The organism is Niveispirillum sp., from assembly GCF_017996735.1.
Classification (GTDB): Bacteria; Pseudomonadota; Alphaproteobacteria; order Azospirillales; family Azospirillaceae; genus Niveispirillum.
This window is the reverse complement of the sequence record NZ_JAGOGJ010000029.1, coordinates 1-19196: the sequence shown is the minus strand read 5'-3', so window position 1 is coordinate 19196 and position 19196 is coordinate 1. Positions and strand designations below refer to the sequence as shown.

Annotated in this window: 17 protein-coding genes and 1 pseudogene; 13 read left to right on the top strand and 5 right to left on the bottom strand. The window is 64.5% G+C overall.

Annotation, left to right across the window (positions count from 1 at the left end):
* Window positions 1–117 precede the first annotated feature (117 nt).
* The 8 genes from KBA48_RS11605 (at window position 118) to KBA48_RS11570 (ending at window position 8894) form a co-directional block, all read left to right on the top strand.
* Window positions 118–1269, top strand: coding sequence for a glycosyltransferase family 4 protein (locus tag KBA48_RS11605; RefSeq protein WP_292906386.1), 1152 nt, complete (start codon window positions 118–120; stop codon window positions 1267–1269).
* Window positions 1270–1342: 73 nt separating this feature from the next.
* A complete protein-coding gene (locus KBA48_RS11600) occupies window positions 1343–1714 on the top strand; it encodes a septum formation initiator family protein (RefSeq protein ID WP_292906384.1) in 372 nt (123 codons plus the stop codon).
* A 168-nt stretch (window positions 1715–1882) separates the two neighbouring features.
* On the top strand, window positions 1883–2899 hold the full coding sequence (gene pdhA, locus KBA48_RS11595) for a pyruvate dehydrogenase (acetyl-transferring) E1 component subunit alpha (RefSeq protein ID WP_292906382.1): 1017 nt from the start codon (window positions 1883–1885) through the stop codon (window positions 2897–2899).
* Window positions 2900–2925: 26 nt separating this feature from the next.
* On the top strand, window positions 2926–4296 hold the full coding sequence (locus KBA48_RS11590; RefSeq protein WP_292906380.1) for a pyruvate dehydrogenase complex E1 component subunit beta: 1371 nt from the start codon (window positions 2926–2928) through the stop codon (window positions 4294–4296).
* Between the two features lie 20 nt (window positions 4297–4316).
* Window positions 4317–5645, top strand: coding sequence for a pyruvate dehydrogenase complex dihydrolipoamide acetyltransferase (locus tag KBA48_RS11585; protein ID WP_292906378.1), 1329 nt, complete (start codon window positions 4317–4319; stop codon window positions 5643–5645).
* A 255-nt stretch (window positions 5646–5900) separates the two neighbouring features.
* On the top strand, window positions 5901–7301 hold the full coding sequence (gene lpdA / locus KBA48_RS11580; protein WP_292906376.1) for a dihydrolipoyl dehydrogenase: 1401 nt from the start codon (window positions 5901–5903) through the stop codon (window positions 7299–7301).
* Window positions 7302–7443: 142 nt separating this feature from the next.
* A complete protein-coding gene (locus KBA48_RS11575; RefSeq protein ID WP_292906374.1) occupies window positions 7444–7947 on the top strand; it encodes a hypothetical protein in 504 nt (167 codons plus the stop codon).
* Window positions 7944–8894, top strand: coding sequence for an endonuclease/exonuclease/phosphatase family protein (locus tag KBA48_RS11570; protein WP_292906372.1), 951 nt, complete (start codon window positions 7944–7946; stop codon window positions 8892–8894). The genes KBA48_RS11575 and KBA48_RS11570 overlap by 4 nt, the downstream gene beginning before the upstream one ends.
* Here the strand turns inward: KBA48_RS11570 and KBA48_RS11565 are convergent.
* Window positions 8891–9067 carry a hypothetical protein gene (locus tag KBA48_RS11565; protein WP_292906370.1) on the bottom strand — a complete coding sequence of 59 codons (177 nt, stop codon included), beginning with the start codon at window positions 9065–9067 and terminating at the stop codon, window positions 8891–8893. The two genes, KBA48_RS11570 and KBA48_RS11565, sit on opposite strands and share 4 nt — an antisense overlap.
* Window positions 9068–9301: 234 nt before the next feature.
* Between KBA48_RS11565 and KBA48_RS11560 the strand changes: the two genes are divergently transcribed.
* The 3 genes from KBA48_RS11560 (at window position 9302) to KBA48_RS11550 (ending at window position 12034) form a co-directional block, all read left to right on the top strand.
* Window positions 9302–10513 carry a DUF418 domain-containing protein gene (locus KBA48_RS11560; RefSeq protein ID WP_292906368.1) on the top strand — a complete coding sequence of 404 codons (1212 nt, stop codon included), beginning with the start codon at window positions 9302–9304 and terminating at the stop codon, window positions 10511–10513.
* A 103-nt stretch (window positions 10514–10616) separates the two neighbouring features.
* Window positions 10617–11576: a lipoyl synthase gene (gene lipA / locus KBA48_RS11555; protein WP_292906366.1), complete on the top strand. Its 960-nt coding sequence runs from the start codon at window positions 10617–10619 to the stop codon at window positions 11574–11576.
* 26 nt (window positions 11577–11602) lie between these two features.
* Window positions 11603–12034, top strand: a complete 432-nt coding sequence (locus tag KBA48_RS11550; protein WP_292906364.1) for a type II toxin-antitoxin system RatA family toxin — start codon at window positions 11603–11605, stop codon at window positions 12032–12034.
* Here the strand turns inward: KBA48_RS11550 and KBA48_RS11545 are convergent.
* Together KBA48_RS11545 and KBA48_RS11540 are read right to left on the bottom strand one after the other, a co-directional pair.
* Window positions 12023–13663 carry a GMC family oxidoreductase gene (locus KBA48_RS11545; RefSeq protein WP_292906362.1) on the bottom strand — a complete coding sequence of 547 codons (1641 nt, stop codon included), beginning with the start codon at window positions 13661–13663 and terminating at the stop codon, window positions 12023–12025. The two genes, KBA48_RS11550 and KBA48_RS11545, sit on opposite strands and share 12 nt — an antisense overlap.
* Window positions 13660–14679 (bottom strand): aromatic ring-hydroxylating dioxygenase subunit alpha, encoded by a 1020-nt coding sequence (locus KBA48_RS11540; RefSeq protein WP_292906360.1) that lies wholly within the window; start codon window positions 14677–14679, stop codon window positions 13660–13662. Before KBA48_RS11540 ends, KBA48_RS11545 begins: the two co-directional genes overlap by 4 nt.
* Before the next feature lie 305 nt (window positions 14680–14984).
* Between KBA48_RS11540 and KBA48_RS11535 the strand changes: the two genes are divergently transcribed.
* Both KBA48_RS11535 and KBA48_RS11530 read left to right on the top strand, forming a co-directional pair.
* The gene (locus KBA48_RS11535) at window positions 14985–16487 is read left to right on the top strand and encodes an AMP-binding protein (protein ID WP_292906358.1); all 1503 of its coding nucleotides are present in this window, start codon (window positions 14985–14987) and stop codon (window positions 16485–16487) included.
* Window positions 16484–17290 carry an enoyl-CoA hydratase/isomerase family protein gene (locus KBA48_RS11530; RefSeq protein ID WP_292906356.1) on the top strand — a complete coding sequence of 269 codons (807 nt, stop codon included), beginning with the start codon at window positions 16484–16486 and terminating at the stop codon, window positions 17288–17290. Before KBA48_RS11535 ends, KBA48_RS11530 begins: the two co-directional genes overlap by 4 nt.
* Before the next feature lie 61 nt (window positions 17291–17351).
* Here the strand turns inward: KBA48_RS11530 and KBA48_RS11525 are convergent, their stop codons facing one another.
* Window positions 17352–18632 carry an MFS transporter gene (locus KBA48_RS11525; RefSeq protein WP_292906354.1) on the bottom strand — a complete coding sequence of 427 codons (1281 nt, stop codon included), beginning with the start codon at window positions 18630–18632 and terminating at the stop codon, window positions 17352–17354.
* A 45-nt stretch (window positions 18633–18677) separates the two neighbouring features.
* Window positions 18678–19196: pseudogene (locus KBA48_RS11520) on the bottom strand (hypothetical protein); the annotation flags it as partial.

The window sequence follows — 19196 nt, the reverse complement described above, 5'->3', positions numbered from 1 at the left end:
TTCCATGTCATGTGCTGCTTTGGCGTTGACCGGAACAATCATAGCGTGGTGGTATCGAAAAAGAATTTCAACCTTACGGCGGCGTATGCCTAATCCGCCCGTGGCAGGGGAACAACAATGCCGGAGCGCCGTGCGCGGCGGGTGGCCTTCCTGACACCGGCGGATGCCAACGTTGTCGGCGCCTGGAGCGGCATCCCCTACCACAGCCTGCGGGCCCTGCGCGGGGTCTATCCCGACATTCGGTTTTTCCCCTGTCCCCTGTCCCATAATGTCCGCCGGCTTCTGCAACGGGCGGCAGTGCCGTTCGGTCTGGACATCTCCCGCGAACCGCTGGTGTCCGGCCTGTTCGCAGCCGAACTGCGCGGGCGGCTGCGCCGGTATGATCCGGATCTGGTCATTGGTGTCTCTGCCGCTGTGCAGCTCTGCCGCCGGCTGGTCGATGCCCCGGTGATCAATGTCACCGACGCTGTCTATGCCGGGCTGGTAGATTATTATCCACCTACCGGTTCCGGCATCCATCCCCGTTCCCGCCGCCTGGGCAACCTGCAGGAAATGGCGGCCCTGGAAAACAGCGATGCCGTGGTGCTCAGCAGCCGCTGGGCGGCCGACAGCGCCCGGCGATATTACGGGGTCCCGGCTGACCGGTTGCATGTCGTGCCCTTCGGCGCCAACCTGATGCCTGCGGCCGACCCCGTGACCGACCGGCAGACCGATATCTGCCGCCTGCTGTTTGTCGGTGTTGATTGGCAGCGGAAGGGAGGGCCGCTTGTGCAGCAGGTGGCCGATTTGCTGCTGCGCCGGGGCATCAAGGTCGAGTTGCACATCGTCGGTTGCAACCCGACGATCGATGGACCCCACATCGTCCGACACGGTTTCCTGCGCAAGGACGACCCCGCCGATCACCAGCGCCTTATGCGCCTGTTCAACGACAGTTCCTTCTTTTTCATGCCCAGCCGAAGAGAGGCGTTCGGCATCGTTTATGCAGAAGCCAGTGCTTTCGGTCTGCCATCGGTCGCGACGGCGACCGGCGGGGTGCCTTGTGCGGTGCGGCACGGCGTGAACGGGTTACTTCTGCCGGAGGCGGCGGGCGCCGAGGCCTATGCCGATGCGATCGCCGAGCATTGGGGCGATGCCGAACGCTATCGGCTGTTACAGCGGCAGAGCGTCCTGCTGTCGCGTGATACGCTGAACTGGTCGGCCTGGGCGACGCGGGTGGCGGAGATTGGCGACAGCCTGGCCGGCCGTCGCATTGTTGGTATACCGAACTGAAACGACAAGATTTTCCGGTCCATGACCGTTATTTCCGTTGACCGCCCGACTCGGGCTGTGATTCCATCCCGCCATGACTATGATCCGCACCCTTCGCTCTGCTCTTGGCCGCATCGTCCGACAGGTTGTCGGGCCGGTGATCGGCGTGTCCGTCGTGGCCTACTTCGCCTATCACACGGTGCATGGCGATCGGGGCCTTGTCGCGCTGACACACCTGCAAAGCGAGGTTGCGCGCGCACAATCCACCCTGGACCAGGTGCGTGGCGAGCGGGAAGAGATGGAGCGCCGGGCCAGCCTGCTGCGTCCCGACAATCTCGATCCCGACCTGCTGGAGGAGCGGGCGCGCGCCGTTCTCAACCAGTCGCACCCTGACGATTTGGTAATCCTCCTTCCGCGACGCTCTGCCCCGCAGTCCACGCAGGGCAATAGCGACCAAGGTCGGTAAGTCGCTGAAAACAAGGCGATTATCCTAAAACAGGTTAACGCCGATTTTCTCAAATAAAACAATCTTTTGCACTGCACACTCCTTGCGCTTCGCGGATTGTGGCGATACCTCTTATCGCATCGCACAGCGATCACGCTATTCCGCAACCCCCATCCCTGGGAGGAGCCCGTGGCAGTCACCAAGCGCCGCACCACCCGTTCAGCGGCCCAAGCGGCCCCGGCCTTGCCGAGCAAGGACGAGCTTATCCGCTACTACCGCGACATGCTGTTGATCCGCCGTTTCGAAGAGAAGGCGGGGCAATTGTACGGCATGGGCCTGATCGGTGGTTTCTGCCACCTGTATATCGGGCAGGAAGCCGTCGTTGTCGGTATCCAGGCCGCGATGCGTGAGGGGGACAGCGTCATCACCTCCTACCGCGATCACGGCCACATGCTGGCTTGCGGCATGGAATCCCGTGGCGTCATGGCCGAACTGACGGGCCGCGCCGGCGGGTATTCCAAGGGCAAGGGCGGCTCGATGCACATGTTCAGCCGCGAGAAGCGTTTCTATGGCGGCCATGGCATCGTGGCCGCACAGGTGCCGATCGGCGCCGGCCTGGGCTTTGCCCACAAGTATCTGGGCGATGGCGGCCTGAACGCCTGTTACATGGGCGACGGCGCCATCAATCAGGGCCAGGTTTACGAGACGTTCAACATGGCGGCGCTGTGGAAGCTGCCGACCCTGTTCGTCATCGAGAACAACAAGTACGCCATGGGCACCGCCCAGGCCCGTGCGTCTGCCGGTGAGCTGTTCGAGCGCGGCAGCGCCTACGGCATTCCGGGCTATCAGGTCAACGGCATGGACGTGCTGGAGGTGAAGGCGGCGGCTGACAAGGCTGTGGCCCATATCCGCGCCGGCAACGGCCCGGTCATCCTGGAAATGAAGACCTACCGCTATCGCGGCCACTCCATGTCCGACCCTGCCAAGTACCGGACGAAGGAAGAGGTCAACAAGATGCGGTCGGAAAGCGACCCCATCGATAATCTGAAGAAGCTGCTGCTGGACCAGGGCATCACCGACGAGGAAGCCTTGAAGGTGATCGACCGCGAGGTGAAGGACATCGTCACCGACGCGGCCGAATTCGCCAACACCAGCCCCGAGCCCGATCCGTCCGAACTGTGGACGGACGTTCTGGTCGAAGCCTGATCAGGCCGCAGCGGAGGATTTGAGAGATGGTACAGGTTCTGATGCCGGCCCTGTCGCCGACCATGACGGAAGGCAAGCTGGCCAAGTGGCTGAAGAAGGTGGGCGACACCGTGAAGAGCGGTGAAGTCCTGGCCGAGATTGAGACCGACAAGGCCACCATGGAAGTGGAAGCCGTCGATGAGGGCACGCTGACCGAGATTCTGGTGCCCGAAGGCACCGAGAATGTCGCCGTGAACACCCCCATCGCCAGCATCAAGGGCGAGGATGAAGCGGAGGCGCCCGCCGCCGCATCGCCGACCCCGACCGCCTCCGTGGCCGCCAAGCCGGCCGAGGCGCCGGCCGCCGCTGCCGCCCCGGCTCCGAAGGCCGCCCCGGCTCCGGCCGCGTCGGATGAGGACAAGTGGTTCAAGTCCACGCAGACCATGACGGTGCGCGAGGCCCTGCGTGAGGGCATGGCCGCCGAAATGCGCCGCGACGAGACGGTGTTCCTGATGGGTGAGGAGGTCGCCGAATACCAGGGCGCCTACAAGATCTCCCAGGGTCTTTTGCAGGAATTCGGCGACAAGCGCGTCATCGACACGCCGATCACCGAACACGGCTTTGCCGGTCTTGCCGTGGGTGCGGCCTTCGGGGGCTTGCGTCCCATCGTGGAGTTCATGACCATGAACTTCTCGATGCAGGCCATCGACCACATCATCAATTCGGCCGCCAAGACGCTGTACATGTCCGGCGGTCAGATGGGCTGCCCCATCGTGTTCCGTGGCCCGAACGGGGCCGCTGCCCGCGTGGGTGCGCAGCACAGCCAGTGCTACGCTTCCTGGTACGCGCATGTGCCGGGCCTGAAGGTTCTGGCGCCCTACAGCGCCGCTGATGCCAAGGGCCTGATGCGCGCCGCCATCCGTGACCCGAACCCGGTCGTGTTCCTGGAGAACGAGATTCTCTATGGTCACAGCTTCGAGGTTCCGACCGATCCCGACTTCATCCTGCCCATCGGCAAGGCGAAGATCGAACGGGCCGGCACCGACGTGACCATCGTCGCCTACTCCATCTGCGTCGGCCATGCCCTGGCCGCTGCCGAGAAGCTGGCGGCCGAAGGGATCAGTGCGGAGGTCATCAACCTGCGCTCCATCCGTCCGCTGGATATCGACACGATCGTCGAGAGCGTGAAGAAGACCAACCGTCTGGTCTCGGTGGAGGAAAGCTGGCCCTTCGCCGGCATCGGTTCCGAAATCGCGGCCCTGATGATGGAACACGCCTTCGATTATCTGGATGCGCCGGTGGTCCGCGTCTGCGCCAAGGATGTGCCGCTGCCCTATGCGGCCAACCTGGAAAAGCTGGCCCTGCCGCAGCCCGACGATGTCGTGGCTGCCGTCAAGTCCGTCACCTACCGCAAATAAGGCAGAGGGAGGCTTGTAATATGCCCGTTGATATCCTGATGCCCGCCCTGTCGCCGACCATGACGGAAGGCAAGCTGGCGCGCTGGGTGAAGAAGGAAGGCGACAAGGTCAAGTCCGGCGACGTCATCGCCGAGATCGAGACCGACAAGGCCACCATGGAAGTGGAAGCCGTGGACGAGGGCACGCTGGGCAAGATCCTGGTGGCCGAAGGGACTGAGGGCGTGGCGGTGAATACCCGCATCGCCGTCATCCTGGAGGATGGGGAGGATGCATCCGCCCTGTCCGCTGCCCCCAAAGCCGCTCCGGCGCCCGCCGCCGCCGCTCCGGCTGCTGCTGCCGCTCCGGCGGCCGCTGCGGCCCCGGCCCCGGCGGCAGCGCCGGCTGCCGCTGCCCATGGTGACCGCGTGTTCGCCAGCCCGCTGGCCCGCCGCATGGCGGCGCAAAGTGGTCTGGACCTGTCCGGCGTGGCCGGCACTGGCCCGCATGGCCGTGTGGTGAAGTCCGATGTGGAAGCAGCATTGAAGGGTGGGGCGCCCAAGGCTGCCGCTGCCCCGGCCGCTGCGGCCGCCGCTCCGGTCGCGGCCGCCCCGGCTGCTGCCCCGGCGCCGGCTGCTGCGGCTGCCGCGCCGAAGGGTGTCGATGCCAAGGCTTTGGCCGACAAGCTGGGCATGAAGTACAAGGTCCTGCCCAACAGCGGCATGCGCAAGACCATCGCCAAGCGCCTGACCGAGGCCTGGCAGACCATCCCGCACTTTGGCCTGGCTGTTGATTGCGAGATCGACAACCTGCTGAAGCTGCGCGCCGAACTGAACCAGAAGTCGGGAGAGAAGATCTCCGTCAACGATTTCGTGGTGAAGGCGGTGGCCGTGGCGCTGGCCAAGTACCCGGCGGCCAATGTCTCCTGGCACGAGGATGGCATTCTTCAGTATGAGAATGTCGACGTCTCCGTCGCCGTTTCCACCGATGGTGGTCTGATCACCCCCATCGTGAAGAATGCCGACCGCAAGGGCCTGGCCACCATCTCCGCCGAGGTCAAGGAACTGGCGAAGAAGGCCAAGGATGGCAAGCTGAAGCCGGAAGAATTCCAGGGCGGCACCTTCTCCGTGTCCAACCTGGGCATGTTCGGCATCAAGAGCTTCACCTCCATCATCAACCCGCCGCAGAGCTGCATCCTGTCGGTCGGTGCGGGTGAGAAGCGCCCCGTGGTCAAGGGCGACGCGCTGGCCATCGCCACCGTCATGTCCCTGACGCTCACCGTCGACCACCGTTCGGTCGATGGTGCCGTGGGTGCGGAGTTCCTGAAGCTGCTGAAGGGCCTGATCGAAGACCCGATCACCTTGATGCTGTGATGTGGATTGGGGTTCGGATTCCGGTGGGATTCGAACCCCTCTCATCCTCTCTACCGCCATCCCGGCGACAAGCCGGGACCCAGGGGCCAAAGGCACCACGGTAGGGTTTTTCCGATCCAAAGCTGCTGAAACGTTGGGCTTGTGGCCCCTGGGTCCCGGCTTGTCGCCGGGATGACGGAGGAGGGGTGGGTAAAGGTTGAGGCTTGAGGCCTCCTGTTGCCGACCTCAGCGCCCCTGACATGAAGGACCAAGATCATGGCCGAGAATTTCGACCTCATCGTCATCGGTGCCGGCCCCGGCGGCTATGTCGCCGCCATCCGCGCCGCCCAGTTGGGCATGAAGACCGCGGTTGTGGAGCGTGAGCATCTGGGCGGCATCTGCCTGAACTGGGGCTGCATCCCGACCAAGGCGCTGCTGCGCTCCGCCGAAATCGCCCATTACATCCAGCATTCCCAGGCCTATGGCATCAAGGTCGAGGGCAAGGTGACGCTGGATGTGGAAGCCATCGTCAAGCGCTCGCGCGGGGTGGCCAACCAGTTGTCGGCGGGCGTCAAGGGCCTGTTGAAGAAGAACAAGGTCACCGTCCTGGACGGTTCGGCCAAGCTGCTGGGCGGCGGCAAGGTCGCCATCACGGCCAAGGATGGCAAGGTGACGGACGCCGCCGCCAAGCACATCATCATCGCCACCGGGGCCCGCGCCCGCGTGCTGCCGGGCCTGGAGCCGGATGGCAAGCTGGTCTGGACCTACAAGGAAGCCATGGTGCCGACCGCCACGCCGAAAAGCATGCTGGTCATCGGTACCGGCGCCATCGGTGTGGAATTTGCCTGCTTCTACAAGGCCATGGGCGTTGATGTGACCCTGGTTGAGGTGGTGGACCGCATCCTGCCGGTGGAAGACGAGGAAATCAGCGCCTTCGCCGCCAAGGCATTCACCAAGCAGGGCATCAAGATCAAGACCGGCGCCAAGGTCGTGAAGCTGGACCGCCATGCGGACAGCGTCACCGCGCATATCGATGTGGCCGGCAAGGTTGAGACGGTCACCGTCGACCGCATCATCTCCGCCGTCGGCATCGTCGCCAATACCGAAGGGTTGGGCCTGGAAAACACCAAGGTCAAGCTGGACCGGGGCCATATCGTCAATGACGGCTATGGCCGCACGGACGAGCCGGGCGTCTATGCCATCGGTGACGTGGCGGGCGCCCCCTGGCTGGCGCACAAGGCCAGCCATGAAGGCATTATCTGCGTGGAGAAGATCGCAGGCCTGCCGCATGTCCATACCATGGACAAGACCAACATTCCCGGCTGCACCTATTCCTTCCCGCAGGTGGCCAGCGTCGGCCTGACGGAGGCCAAGGCCAAGGCCGCCGGCTATGACATCAAGGTCGGCCGTTTCCCCTTCATCGGCAATGGCAAGGCCATCGCGCTGGGTGAACCGGAAGGTCTGGTCAAGACCATCTTCGACGCCAAGACCGGCGAGTTGCTGGGCGCCCACATGATCGGCGCGGAAGTGACCGAACTGATCCAGGGTTATACCATCGGCAAGACGGCGGAACTGACCGAGGCGGAGTTCATGCACACCGTCTTCCCCCACCCGACCCTGTCGGAAATGATGCATGAATCGGTGCTGGCGGCTTACGGTCGCGCGGTTCACTATTGATCGTCAGGGACGATGCAATGCAAGTGGGGCGGCCCTTGTGGCCGCCCCTTTTGTTTATGCATCTTCGTAAAGGGTGTTGCTCTCATTCATCAAAGGGAGTGTCGATATCGTGAAGTTATCCCGATACCAAGCCCAAATATTGGTGAGCCTGTTTGAAAAACTTCCCATTCCCGGGGATGTGGATTGGTTGGATTTTTCCCTGTCCGGGGATTTTTCCGGCAAATATGTCTGCGGATATTCAAGGATCGCGGACATGAACGGGTATGTCGTGTTCAATATACCGACCTATGGCAGCAGTGTTTTTCTGGCGCTTACGGAAGGGTCGCCGAAGGAGGTGGCGCTGATACTGGCCAATCTGGAAGATTACGAGCGGGAAAATAACATCGATCTGGGGCTGGGGGAGGTGGTGGTCACCCCGGCCGGATCGGTGCGGGACATGCCGGTCCCGTTCGCTGTCATCTTGCTCAGAACGGCCAGTTCACCCATTTGCGGGGATGTTCCGGACCAGATGGTGATCGAAGGCAAGCCCACCCGCTTCCTTTTTGCCATGCCGATCAGCGAGAAAGACCACCAACTGCGACGCGAGCAAGGTCACGATGCCCTCATGGATGTTTTCGAGGCTGAAGATCGGGATATCGTCTTTTGATCACAAGGTCTGTTGATCTGAAGGGGACCTCGCCCTCATCCCCCTTCCTGACGGCGCTGCTGTATCTGGGTGTCCTGGTCCTGCTGCTGTCTAGCATATTGCGCTGGATGCCCGGCGGCTGGAGTGTCCCGGACCATCTGCGCATCGGCTTGCTGTGGGCGGCATTGCCCCTGTTTCTGGGGGCGGTTTGGCTCCGGCATCGGGTCGCTGTGCTGGCCGTTCTGGTTGCCTGCCTGATCAATGCGTATCTGGTAACTCCCACCCTGCTGCCGCGCTCGACAGTGCCCGGTGAACCGGTGACGTTGCTGCACGCCAATGTCTGGCAGCATAACCCGTCCATGGATGCCTTCGTGGCCCTGGCGCGGGAGCAGAAGGCGGATCTGGTGGTAGTGCTGGAACGCTATCACTTCCAGGGCTATGCCTGGGCCGATGCCCTGGCCGACCGGTTTGCCTATCGCCTCACCTGCGGGGAGGCCGATTGCGGCAACAACATCCTGTCGCGCTGGCCACTGGAACGGCTGGGGGTGGTGACCAGCCCCTGGCACGACCGGCCGGACAATCCCAGCTATCTGGCCGCGCGTGTCCACCGGCCCGGCGGGGCCTTCACCCTGGTGACCGCGCATCTGGGCCAACCCTTCGATCAGGCGATACAGGACGCACAGGCGGATTGGCTGGTGGCGCGGTTGCGGGAATTACCGGGTCCGCTGATCCTGTCCGGTGACTTCAACGCCGCCCCATGGTCGCCCTTGATTCGGCGGATCATGGCCGGCGGCAGTCTGGCCCGCCTGTCGACAACCGGCCCCACCTGGCCCTCATCGGCGCTGTTCATCGGTATCCCCATTGATCACGTGCTGGGTGATGCCGGTGCGGAGGATGCGCAGGTGCTGGGCGATATCGGGTCCGATCACCGGCCGATCCTGACCACCTTCACCCTGTCCGGTGGTTAGGGCAGGGGGGCCGTCACCACATCCACCGTGGTCGATACCGCCGTTGTCGCGACATCAGCAGCGGTCCCCACCACCGTTGTCGTTACGTCGATGATGGCGCAGCCGGGCAATGGGCACAGCACCATTGTCAGGGCAAGGAACCGAACCCGCTGCTTCAGGCGCATAATCTGCATATCCCGTGTCCGATCCCATAGGGGTAATACAATCCGGCGGTGCCGGCCAGGGCAAAGCAGCCCGTCGCCGCTTTGTCACGCGCCATCCCCGTCGCGACCATCGTGCTTGCCCCTTCCACCCCGGCTGTGAGACTTTCAGCCCCGGAAGTGGGGTGCCCGACCAATCACCACCGGCGTCAAGACCGGATCACCCGGCGCGGTCAATCGGGCCGCCAACGGGACAGGGAGTGAAGAATGGGCAAGGTTGCGTCACCGGATGGCGGCCGTATCGGCATGGTCGATGCGCTGCGTGGAACGGCTTTGATCGGGCTGTTCCTGGTCCATATGGATGAACATTTCGAACTGCTGCGTTACCCGACGGGCGCGCCCGCCTGGCTGGACAGCCTGAACAGCGCGGTACACGAACTGACCTTCGGTCTGTTCGCGGGCAAGGCCTATGCGATCTTCGCCATGATGTTCGGGATCAGCTTCACCCTGATCCTGCAAAGCTGGGCGCGCAAGGAAGGCGATGCCGCCGCCCGCCTGCGTTTCCTCTGGCGGCTCGCCATCCTGGGGGCCATGGGCTATGTCCATGCGCTGCTCTATATCGGCGATATCCTGCTGGTGCTGGCCGTGCTGGGCGCGCCGCTGGTCCTGCTCTACCGTGTCCCCGACCGCTGGCTGGTGCCGCTGGTGGTGCTGCTGCTGGCGCAATTGCCGTCGGTCTGGTCGGCGGCCAGCCTGCTGATCACGCCGGAGACCACGCCGACCAACCCGTTCCACTGGCGCCTTTACGGTCGCATCTTCGACCTGTTCACACAGGATAGTTGGGCGGCCGTCTTCACCCACAACCTGACGACGGGCCAGACGGCACGTTTCTGGTTCTTTGTGGAATCCGGCCGCTGGCAGCAGATGGCCGGGCTGCTGGTGCTGGGCATGATGGCCGGGCGGCGGCAGCTTTATCTGGATACGCCCGATAATCGCCGTCTCTGGAAACGCACCTTCGCTCTGGCCCTGGCCGGGTTCGTGATCCTGTTCCCGCTGTCGATCTGGGCGAAGGGACTGTCGCTGCAGGGCATGGCGCGGTACGAGGTGACGATGCTGACGGGGTCCTGGGCCAATCTGATGCAGACGCTGCTCTGGGCCTCGGGCTTTGCCATGCTGTACCCCCGGATCACGGGCTGGGCCTTTACCCGGCGGTTGACCGCCTTCGGGCGCATGAGCCTGACCTGCTATCTGATGCATTCCATCATCTTTGTGCCCTTCTTCCATGGCTATGGCCTGGGCTTCTATCAGCATTGGGGTATCGCGCTGTCGGTGGGCGTCGGCGTGCTGTTCCTGGCGGTGCAGTTGCGCTTCGCCGACTGGTGGTTGCGCCACCACGCCTATGGCCCGGCGGAATGGTTCTGGCGCTGTGCCACGCTGCGCCGGTTCGACGTGCCGTTCCGGCGCGTGGCGCTGGCCTGACCGGCCTTGCACCACATGCGGGGGAGGGTGGCGGAACGCCGCGCTTGGTTCGGGGGCGTGGGGGGCTTATGTTCTGGGCCAAGGCAATCCCAAGGTCAGGGCCATGACGATCGAAGAACCCCGCGTCCGCCACCCGGAAAAGGTCAACCGCCCGGACAACCCGATCCAGCGCAAGCCCGACTGGCTGCGCGTGAAGGCGCCGACCAGCCGTGAATATGCGGAAACCCGCGATCTGATGCGCGGGTTGAAGCTGCACACGGTGTGCGAGGAAGCGGCCTGCCCCAATATCGGCGAATGCTGGAAGAAGAAGCACGCCACCTTCATGATTCTGGGTGCCATCTGCACGCGCGCCTGTGCCTTCTGCAATGTCGCGACCGGCAAGCCGCTGAATCTGGACCCGCATGAGCCGGAGAAGGTGGCCGAAGCCGTGGGCGGCCTGAACCTGGAACATGTGGTCATCACGTCGGTGGACCGTGACGACCTGCCCGATGGCGGAGCCGATCATTTCGCCCGCACCATCCTGAACATCCGCAAGACCGCTCCGGCCACCACCATCGAAATCCTGACGCCGGATTTCATGCGCAAGCCCGGTGCCGTGGACCATGTGGCCAAGGCCCGGCCCGACGTGTTCAACCACAATCTGGAAACCGTTCCGCGCCTGTACCCCTCCATCCGTCCCGGTGCGCGTTACTTCACCTCGCTGGCCCTGTTGCAGCGGGTGAAGGAAGTGGACCCGACCATCTTCACGAAGTCCGGCATCATGGTCGGCCTGGGCGAGACGAAGGAAGAGGTGGGACAGGTGATGGACGATCTCCGCGCGGCAGATGTGGATTTCCTGACCATCGGCCAATATCTGGCGCCCACGCCCAAGCATGCGCCCGTGGACCGGTTCGTGACGCCGGACGAGTTTGAGAGCTATGCCACGCTGGCGCGTGGCAAGGGCTTCCTGATGGTGTCCAGCAGCCCCCTGACCCGCAGCTCCTACCATGCCGGGGACGATTTCCGGAAGCTGCGCGCCGCGCGTGAGGCCAAGCTGGCGGGCAGCCGCCCGGCCGCCGAATGATGCGTTTGCCAGGGTTCTGACATCCCATGCCGACGCACGCCGAACGGCGCATCCTGCCGCATACGCCGGAGCAGCTTTATGCCCTGGTCGCCGATGTGGAGCGTTACCCGGAATTTCTGCCCTGGGCCGTGGCCTGCCGCATCCGCAAGCGGCAGGACCCGGTGATCTGGGCCGATCTGGTGATCGGCTTCAAGATGATCCGTGAACGCTTCACCTCCAAGGTGACGCTGAATCCGGACGCCTTGCGGGTCGACGTGGAATATGTCGACGGGCCGTTCCATTACCTGAACAACCACTGGGTCTTCGAACCCCACGCCGATGGCTGCGCCGTCGATTTCTTTGTGGATTTTGAGTTCAAGAACAAGGTCCTGCAGACCATCATCGGCGCCCTGTTCAACGAGGCCGTGCGCCGCATGGTGGCGGCGTTCGAGAGCCGGGCGAAGCAGTTATATGGGTGAGGGCACCGGACGGTGACGGCCGGTCAGAAAATCCGCGGCGCGTTCCCCGATCATGATGCTGGGGGCGTTTGTATGGCCCCCGATCAATGTCGGCATGATGGAGGCGTCGGCGACGCGCAGCGCTTCCACGCCATGCACCTGCAAGGCGGCGTTCACCACGCTCCCATCGTCGGTACCCATCCGGCAGGTGCAGGCCGGGTGCTGGGCCGTGACGGCGATGGCGCGGATATAGCGGTCCATGGATAACCGGTCGGTCACCTTCGGACCGGGAAACACCTCCTCCCCCACGAAATCCCGGATCGGGTCCGTTTCCATCAGATCGCGCGTCCACGCGATCGAATGGCGCAGCAGATCGACATCGCCTGGATCGGACAGCAGGTTGAAGCGGATTTCAGGCGAGGTCAGGGGATCGGCCGACCGCAGGCGGACGGTGCCCCGGCTGCCGGGCCGCAGCACGCAGTTCAGAGAGGTCAGCATATCCTCATGCGGGCGCCGGATGCCGGGAAACCAGACATGGGCATTCAGGCTGGTCGGCATCAGGATATTCTCCAGATCCGGCCGTTCCAGCCCCGCGTGCGAGCGGTAATAGGCGATGGCGGTCAGGGGCTGCGTCCCCATCATGCCCTGGCCGGTCAGCGCCCAGCGCAGTGCCGACAGGGCAATGCGGTCGGCCCGCAATTTTGCGCGCAGCGGGAAGGGGCGCCGGCCCCGGAACCCCATGGGCACCAGCGGATGATCCTGCAGGTTGCTGCCCACACCGGGCAGGTCCGCCACCACATCGATCCCATGCGCGCGCAGATGGTCGGCGGGACCGATGCCGGACAGCATCAGCATATGCGGTGATGCGTAGGCGCCGCCGCACAGCACGATTTCACGGGTACAGTGCGCCGCGCGGGTCCGGCCCGCCTGCCGGTATTCCACGCCCACGGCACGGGCGCCCTGCAACAGGATACGGGTCGCCTGCGCCCCGGTTTCGATCGTCAGGTTTGGCCGGCTGCGCGCAGGTGCCAGGAAGGCGCTGGCGGTGCTGGCCCGCCGCCCCCGGCCGACCGTCAGGTCGGGCAGGCCGAAGCCTTCCGACGTGCCCGCCTCGAAATCATCGGTGACGGGATGGCCCAGGGCGCGGGCGGTTTCCTGCATGGCCCGGACCAGCGGATCGTCCTGCGACATGCGCGACACGCTCATGGGCCCGTCGGCGCCATGCCAGGGATTGGCCCCCCGCTCGCTGCGCTCCGACTTACGAAAATAGGGCAGGACCTCGTCGAAGGACCAGCCTTTGGCCCCCATCTGCGCCCATTGGTCATAATCGCGTGGGTGGCCGCGCGAATACATCATGCCGTTCACGGCCGACGATCCGCCCAGGACCTTGCCCCGCGCGGCCGGAATGGACCGGTCCGCCGCATAGGGTTCCGGTTCCGACTTATACCCCCAATCGAACAGCATGCGCTGGCGCAGCACACGGAAGGCGACGGGCATATGGATCAACAGGCTGCGGTCGCGGGGACCCGCCTCCAGCAGCAGGACGCTGATATCGGGGCTCTCACTCAGCCGTGCCGCGACCACGGCCCCGGCCGACCCGCCACCGACGACGATGAAGTCATACCGACCCCGGTCATTCCCCCTTTTCATGCGTCGGCAACCTGTTCCTGGGCAATCAAACGGTTCAGCTTGCGACGCGCCAGGGCGGCGCCGGCATCGATGGACAACAATATGGGCCGCAGGCTGTCGGGATCGGCCATGCCGATGCGCCTTTGCTGGTCTTCCAGCATGGGTTTGTCCTCCTGCTCGAACGCGTGTTGCAGCATCGCCCGCAGCCGCGCCGAATACTCGACATCGTCCATCCGGTCGCGACGGGTGCCGCAGACAAAGTAATGCGTACTCCCCGCCGACTCCGGTGTCATGCTGTGCAAGGCCCAGACCTCATCCTCCCGGCTGCGGTCCCGGCCGCTCTGGGTCAGGGCGGTCTTGATCAGCATGATGGCAGGCGCCTGCCATTCCGCCCGTGTCCAGGCATTGGCCCGCTGGGTGGCGGGCACACGTTCACGGAAGCGGGGTGGTGGCACGACATTGCGGTTTTCCCATTCCACGGCCACGCCGTTATCCGTATCGATCACGGTGGGCCGCACCCCGGTCATGACCCCGCCCAGTGTGTCGGGATGCAGGTAATCCGCATGGCTCAGGTCCAGCAGATTATCGGTGACCAGGCGATAGCTGGCCCGGATGGCGATGGTGAAATGGATGCGCGCCGTCCCTGGCGTCTCATCAATGAAGGACAGGTCGGGGATCAGCGCCGGATCGGCCAGTGCTGCCTCACCCATCCAGACCCAGAGGGCGCCATGCCGTTCCACCGCCGGAAAGGACCGCACCCGCAGCGCCGTCGTGATCTTGCCATGCGGATTGGCAGCGCAGTGCCCGGCCCCGTCGAAGGCGAGCCCGTGATAGCCGCAGATGATGCGCCCATCGTCGACCCGGCCCGTGGATAGTGGGGCAAAGCGGTGCGGGCACATGTCCAGCAGGATGCTGACATCCGTGTTGGTACGAAAGGCGACCAGGGGCATGTCGATGATCGTGCGGGTCAGCGGCGTGTCGGCCAGTTCATGGCTGAACCCATACTGGTACCAGCGGTTCCTCAGGAAATGTTCCATGCTGGCCTCTCCCCCGGTATTGTTGATTGGGTGCAGACCCGGCAAAGGGCCGCTTTCCGGCCAGTGTCGGTGGGCGCTTGATCATGCGTCAAATGACTTGTGGTCAATTATCATTCCACGGAAGAATGATGGGCGGGCATTCCGCCGTGGAATGCGAATAGCCAGCAAAGCATTAGACGCAGATGCCCGTCATTGGCAGGTTTCCCCCTGTTCGGTTTTGCAATGGAGAGGGGCGATCCGGTGCCGGGTGGAATGACAAGCAGGACTGCGTCACGGTCTGGATCTGAAGGCACGGGGTTGGACGCATGAACATGGTCCCCCCTGCCGCCGCCCGCATTCCGCTGGGTCTGATCCTCTCCCATCATGCCGCCATCGACCCTGAACGGCCGGCGCTGACCCAGGATGGCGTGACCTTGAGCCGGGCCGAACTGGATGCCCGTGCCAACCGCCGCGCCCGCCTGCTGGCCCGTCACGGGGTGGGGCAGGGGGATTTTGTCATCTTCGCCCTGCCCAATTCCATCGCCTTCTTTGAAACCAGCTTTGCCCTATGGAAGCTGGGGGCTGTGCCGTGCCCGATCTCGCCCAAGATGCCGGCGGCCGAATGCGCCGCCATTGTGGAGGCGGTGTCGCCGCGTCTGGTGATCGGGCCGCCCGGCCTGTGCTTTGCCCAGTGCCCGACCCTGGCGCCGGATGCCGAACCGGGGCTGGAGGATGGCGATCAGCCCCTGCCGGCGCGCGTGTCGCCGTCCTGGAAGGCGATCACCAGCGGCGGTTCGACGGGCCGGCCGAAGGTCATCGTTACCGCCCTCGATGGGCGGGCAGACCCGGCGGGACCTGGCTATGCCCTGCAACGGCCCGGTGACACGATCCTCAATCCGGGGCCGCTTTATCACAATGCCGCCTTCAGCGCCGCGCACCAGTGCCTGTTCGGCGGCGGCCATGTGGTCAATATGGAGCGGTTCGATGCGGAGGCCTGTCTGGCGCTGATCGAGCGATACCGGGTCACCTATGTGATGATGGTGCCCACCATGATGGGCCGCATCTGGCGCCTGCCGGAAGCGGTGCGGGGCCGGTACGACCTGTCCAGCCTGCGCACCCTGGTGCATCTGGGCGGCCCCTGTTCACCTTGGCTGAAGGAAAGCTGGATCGGCTGGATCGGGCCGGGCCGGCTGTTCGAGATCTATGCCGGGACGGAAGGGATCGGCGCCACAATCATCAACGGGACGGACTGGCTGGCCCATCGCGGGTCGGTTGGGCGCCCGGCGCCCGGAACGGAGATGAGAATTCTCCACCCCGACGGGTCGCCCTGCGCGCCCGGAGAGGTGGGGGAGATTTTCTTCCGTCATGCCTCCGGTGCCGGCCCCAATTTCCGCTATATCGGATCGGAGATGAAGGTAACCGACGGCTGGACCTCGCTGGGGGACCTGGGCCACACCGATGATGACGGCTTTTTGTACATCTCCGACCGCCGCACCGACCTGATCATCTCCGGTGCCGTCAATATCTATCCGGCGGAAGTGGAGGCGGCTATAGAGCGCCACCCGGATGTACGCGGCAGCGTCGTCATCGGCCTGCCCGACGATGATCTGGGCAACCGGGTGCATGCCATCGTGCAGGTCGCACCCGGTTCGGAACCAGCCCTGGATGCGGAAACGCTGGCCGCCTATCTGGCGAGCCAATTGGCCCGCTACAAGGTCCCGCGAAGCTTCGAATTCGTCACCACCGACCTGCGCGACGAGGTGGGGAAGGCCCGCCGCAGCCAGTTCCGCCAGGAACGCCTTTCCCAGGAAAGCATGGGCAGAAAATGAACCAGCATCAAGTTTCTCCGGACCATGGTCCATCGGCCGAACCGGATGCGGACGGCAATATCATCAATGTGACGCGGGCCGATGGCCATGTCGCGGTTGTCCGCTTTGCCCGGCCGCCCAGCAATTATTTCAGCATTCCGCTGATCACGGCCATTGGCGGCGCGCTGGAGCAGGTTGACGCCGATCCCGACATCCACGCCATCGTTCTGGCGGCCGAGGGGCGGAATTTCTGCGCCGGGGCCGAACTGACCCAGGAGCACGAGGAGCCGGAGCATATCTATGCGGCGGCCCACCGCCTGTTCGCCATCCGCAAGCCCATCGTGGCGGCGGTGCAGGGAGCGGCCATCGGTGGCGGGCTGGGCCTGACGCTGGTGGCCGATTTCCGCGTGGTTGCCCCCAGCACCCGCCTGGCGGTGAATTTTGTGAAGATCGGCATCCATCCCGGCTTTGCCATCACCCTGTTGCTGCCGCGTGTGGTGGGGCAGCAGAAGGCTGCCGAATTGCTCTACACCGGCCGGCGCATCAATGGGGAGGAGGCGCTGCGCATCGGTCTGGCTGACCGGTTGGTCGAGGAGGGGGCGCTGTTCAACACTGCCCTGACGCTGGCCCGGCAGATCGCCGAGAATGCGCCCTTGGCCGTGGAAGCCACGCGGGCAACGCTGCGCGAGGGCCTGCTGGAGGATATCCGCCGCCAGACCGATACCGAAGCGCGCAAGCAGCATGAGCTGCGTGTGACCGAGGATTTCGCCGAGGGCATCCTGGCGGTACAGGAACGGCGGGCCGGCAACTGGAAGCGGCGATAAGCGTCTGACCCTCTCCCGCCGTTCCGGCTTTCGTCGGGACGGTGGGAGATTTCTTTTCACATCACCCTTGCTTCTGCCGCCGGATCATCCACGCCGCACCCGCCTGACACAGGAAGGCCAGGATGATGAAGGGTGTCAGCCATTGCAGGGCCATCGCCAGTGCCATGTTGCCATAGACGGGCGTCAGCCGGTCGCTGACCATGCCGACGAACAGCGGACCACAGCCCAGCCCGATCAGGTTCAGGATGAATAGCAGGATGGAACTGACCGTCGCCCGGTACTGGGCCGGGGTGCGGTTCTGCAGCAGGGCCAATGCGGGCACCAGATAGGTGGAGGTCAGGGTGATGGGCGGCACCAGCAGGACCAGCGAAAGCTGCCAACTGTCCACCATCGTGAAGCCGAACAGGAAGGGCAGCACCATCACCATGCCCAGGCCGGGCAGCAATGTGTACCAGATCGGATTGCGCGCGCCGGCCTTGTCGGCGATCACGGCGCCGATCCAGGCGGCCAGCACCATGGACCCGGCCACGATGACCCCGAAATAACCGCTGATCTGGCCCAGCGACATGCCCTGGACACGGGTCAGGAAGGCCGGCGTCCAGTTCAGAATCCCGAAGGAGCAGAAGGATGTCAGGCCGCAGGCCAGGGCCGTCAGGATAAAGACCGGCGACCGCCAGAAATAGGCCAGAGCGGCCGTCAGGCTTGGCGCCGCCTTCTCCGTCGCCGACGTCGCCATGTCGGCATCGAACCGTCCGCGCACCGGCTCCCGCACGATGAGCAGCAGCAGCGGCGCGAACAGCAGGCCGGCGGCGCCGATAACGACGAAGGCCGTCCGCCAGCCATAGGCCTGGGCGATCGCGGCCCCCGCCACGGCCCCGACAAAGCTGCCCGCCGGCACGCCCAGCACATACAGCGCCAGGGCCCGCCCGCGTTTATGGGCCGGGAAATAGTCGGCGATGATGGAATAGGAGGGGGGCGAACAGCCCGCCTCCCCGATGCCGACACCGATACGGGCCAGTGCCAGGCTGATGAAGCCCGTGGCAAAACCCGACAGGGCGGTGAAGACGCTCCAGATGCCGCAGGCGGCCGCGATCAGCCGGGTACGGTTCCCCCGGTCGGCGATCAAGGCCACCGGAATACCGAAGAACGTATAGAAAAGCGCGAACATCAGGCCCGTCAGCATGCCGATCTGGGTATCGCTGAGGCCGAGATCCTGTTTCACCGGCTCCACCAGGATCGACAGCAATTGCCGGTCGACGAAGTTGAGCATGTAGGCAAAGGCCAGCGCCGCCACGACCACATAGCGGTAGCGCGCGTCCGGTTCGGATGTTGGGGTGCTCAAGGCCGGATCCTGTCAGTTCATGGTTTGACTTGTTTGGGAATGCCCTTACAGCAACCCGACGATGGAGATGGAACAGATGCCGTGGAACGGCGCGCCGCCCAGATTATGGGCCAGCGCGTTCACCACCGGTTGCTGTCGCTGGCGCGGCCCGGCCCGGCCCAGAAGCTGGAGATAATTCTCATAGACCATGCGGATGCCGGTGGCGCCGATCGGGTGGCCGAAACATTTCAGGCCGCCATCAATCTGGCAGGGCAGGGCGCCATCGGCATCGAACCGTCCGTCCAGCACATCGCGCCAGGCATTGCCATCGTCGCTGAGGCCCAGATCCTCCATCGTCACCAGTTCGGTGATGGAGAAGCAATCATGCACTTCCGTCAGGCTCAGTTCCGCGCGTGGATCATTGATCCCGGCTTCCTTGTAGGCGCGGGCGGCGGCGGCGCGGGTGGTGGGCACATAGCTGCTGTCCCAGCCGCTGCCCTGCGCTTCCCACCCGCCGGTTGCCGCCAGTTGCAGCGACTTGAGGGTGACGATGTCCGTCTTGCCCAGCGCGCGGGCGATCTCCGG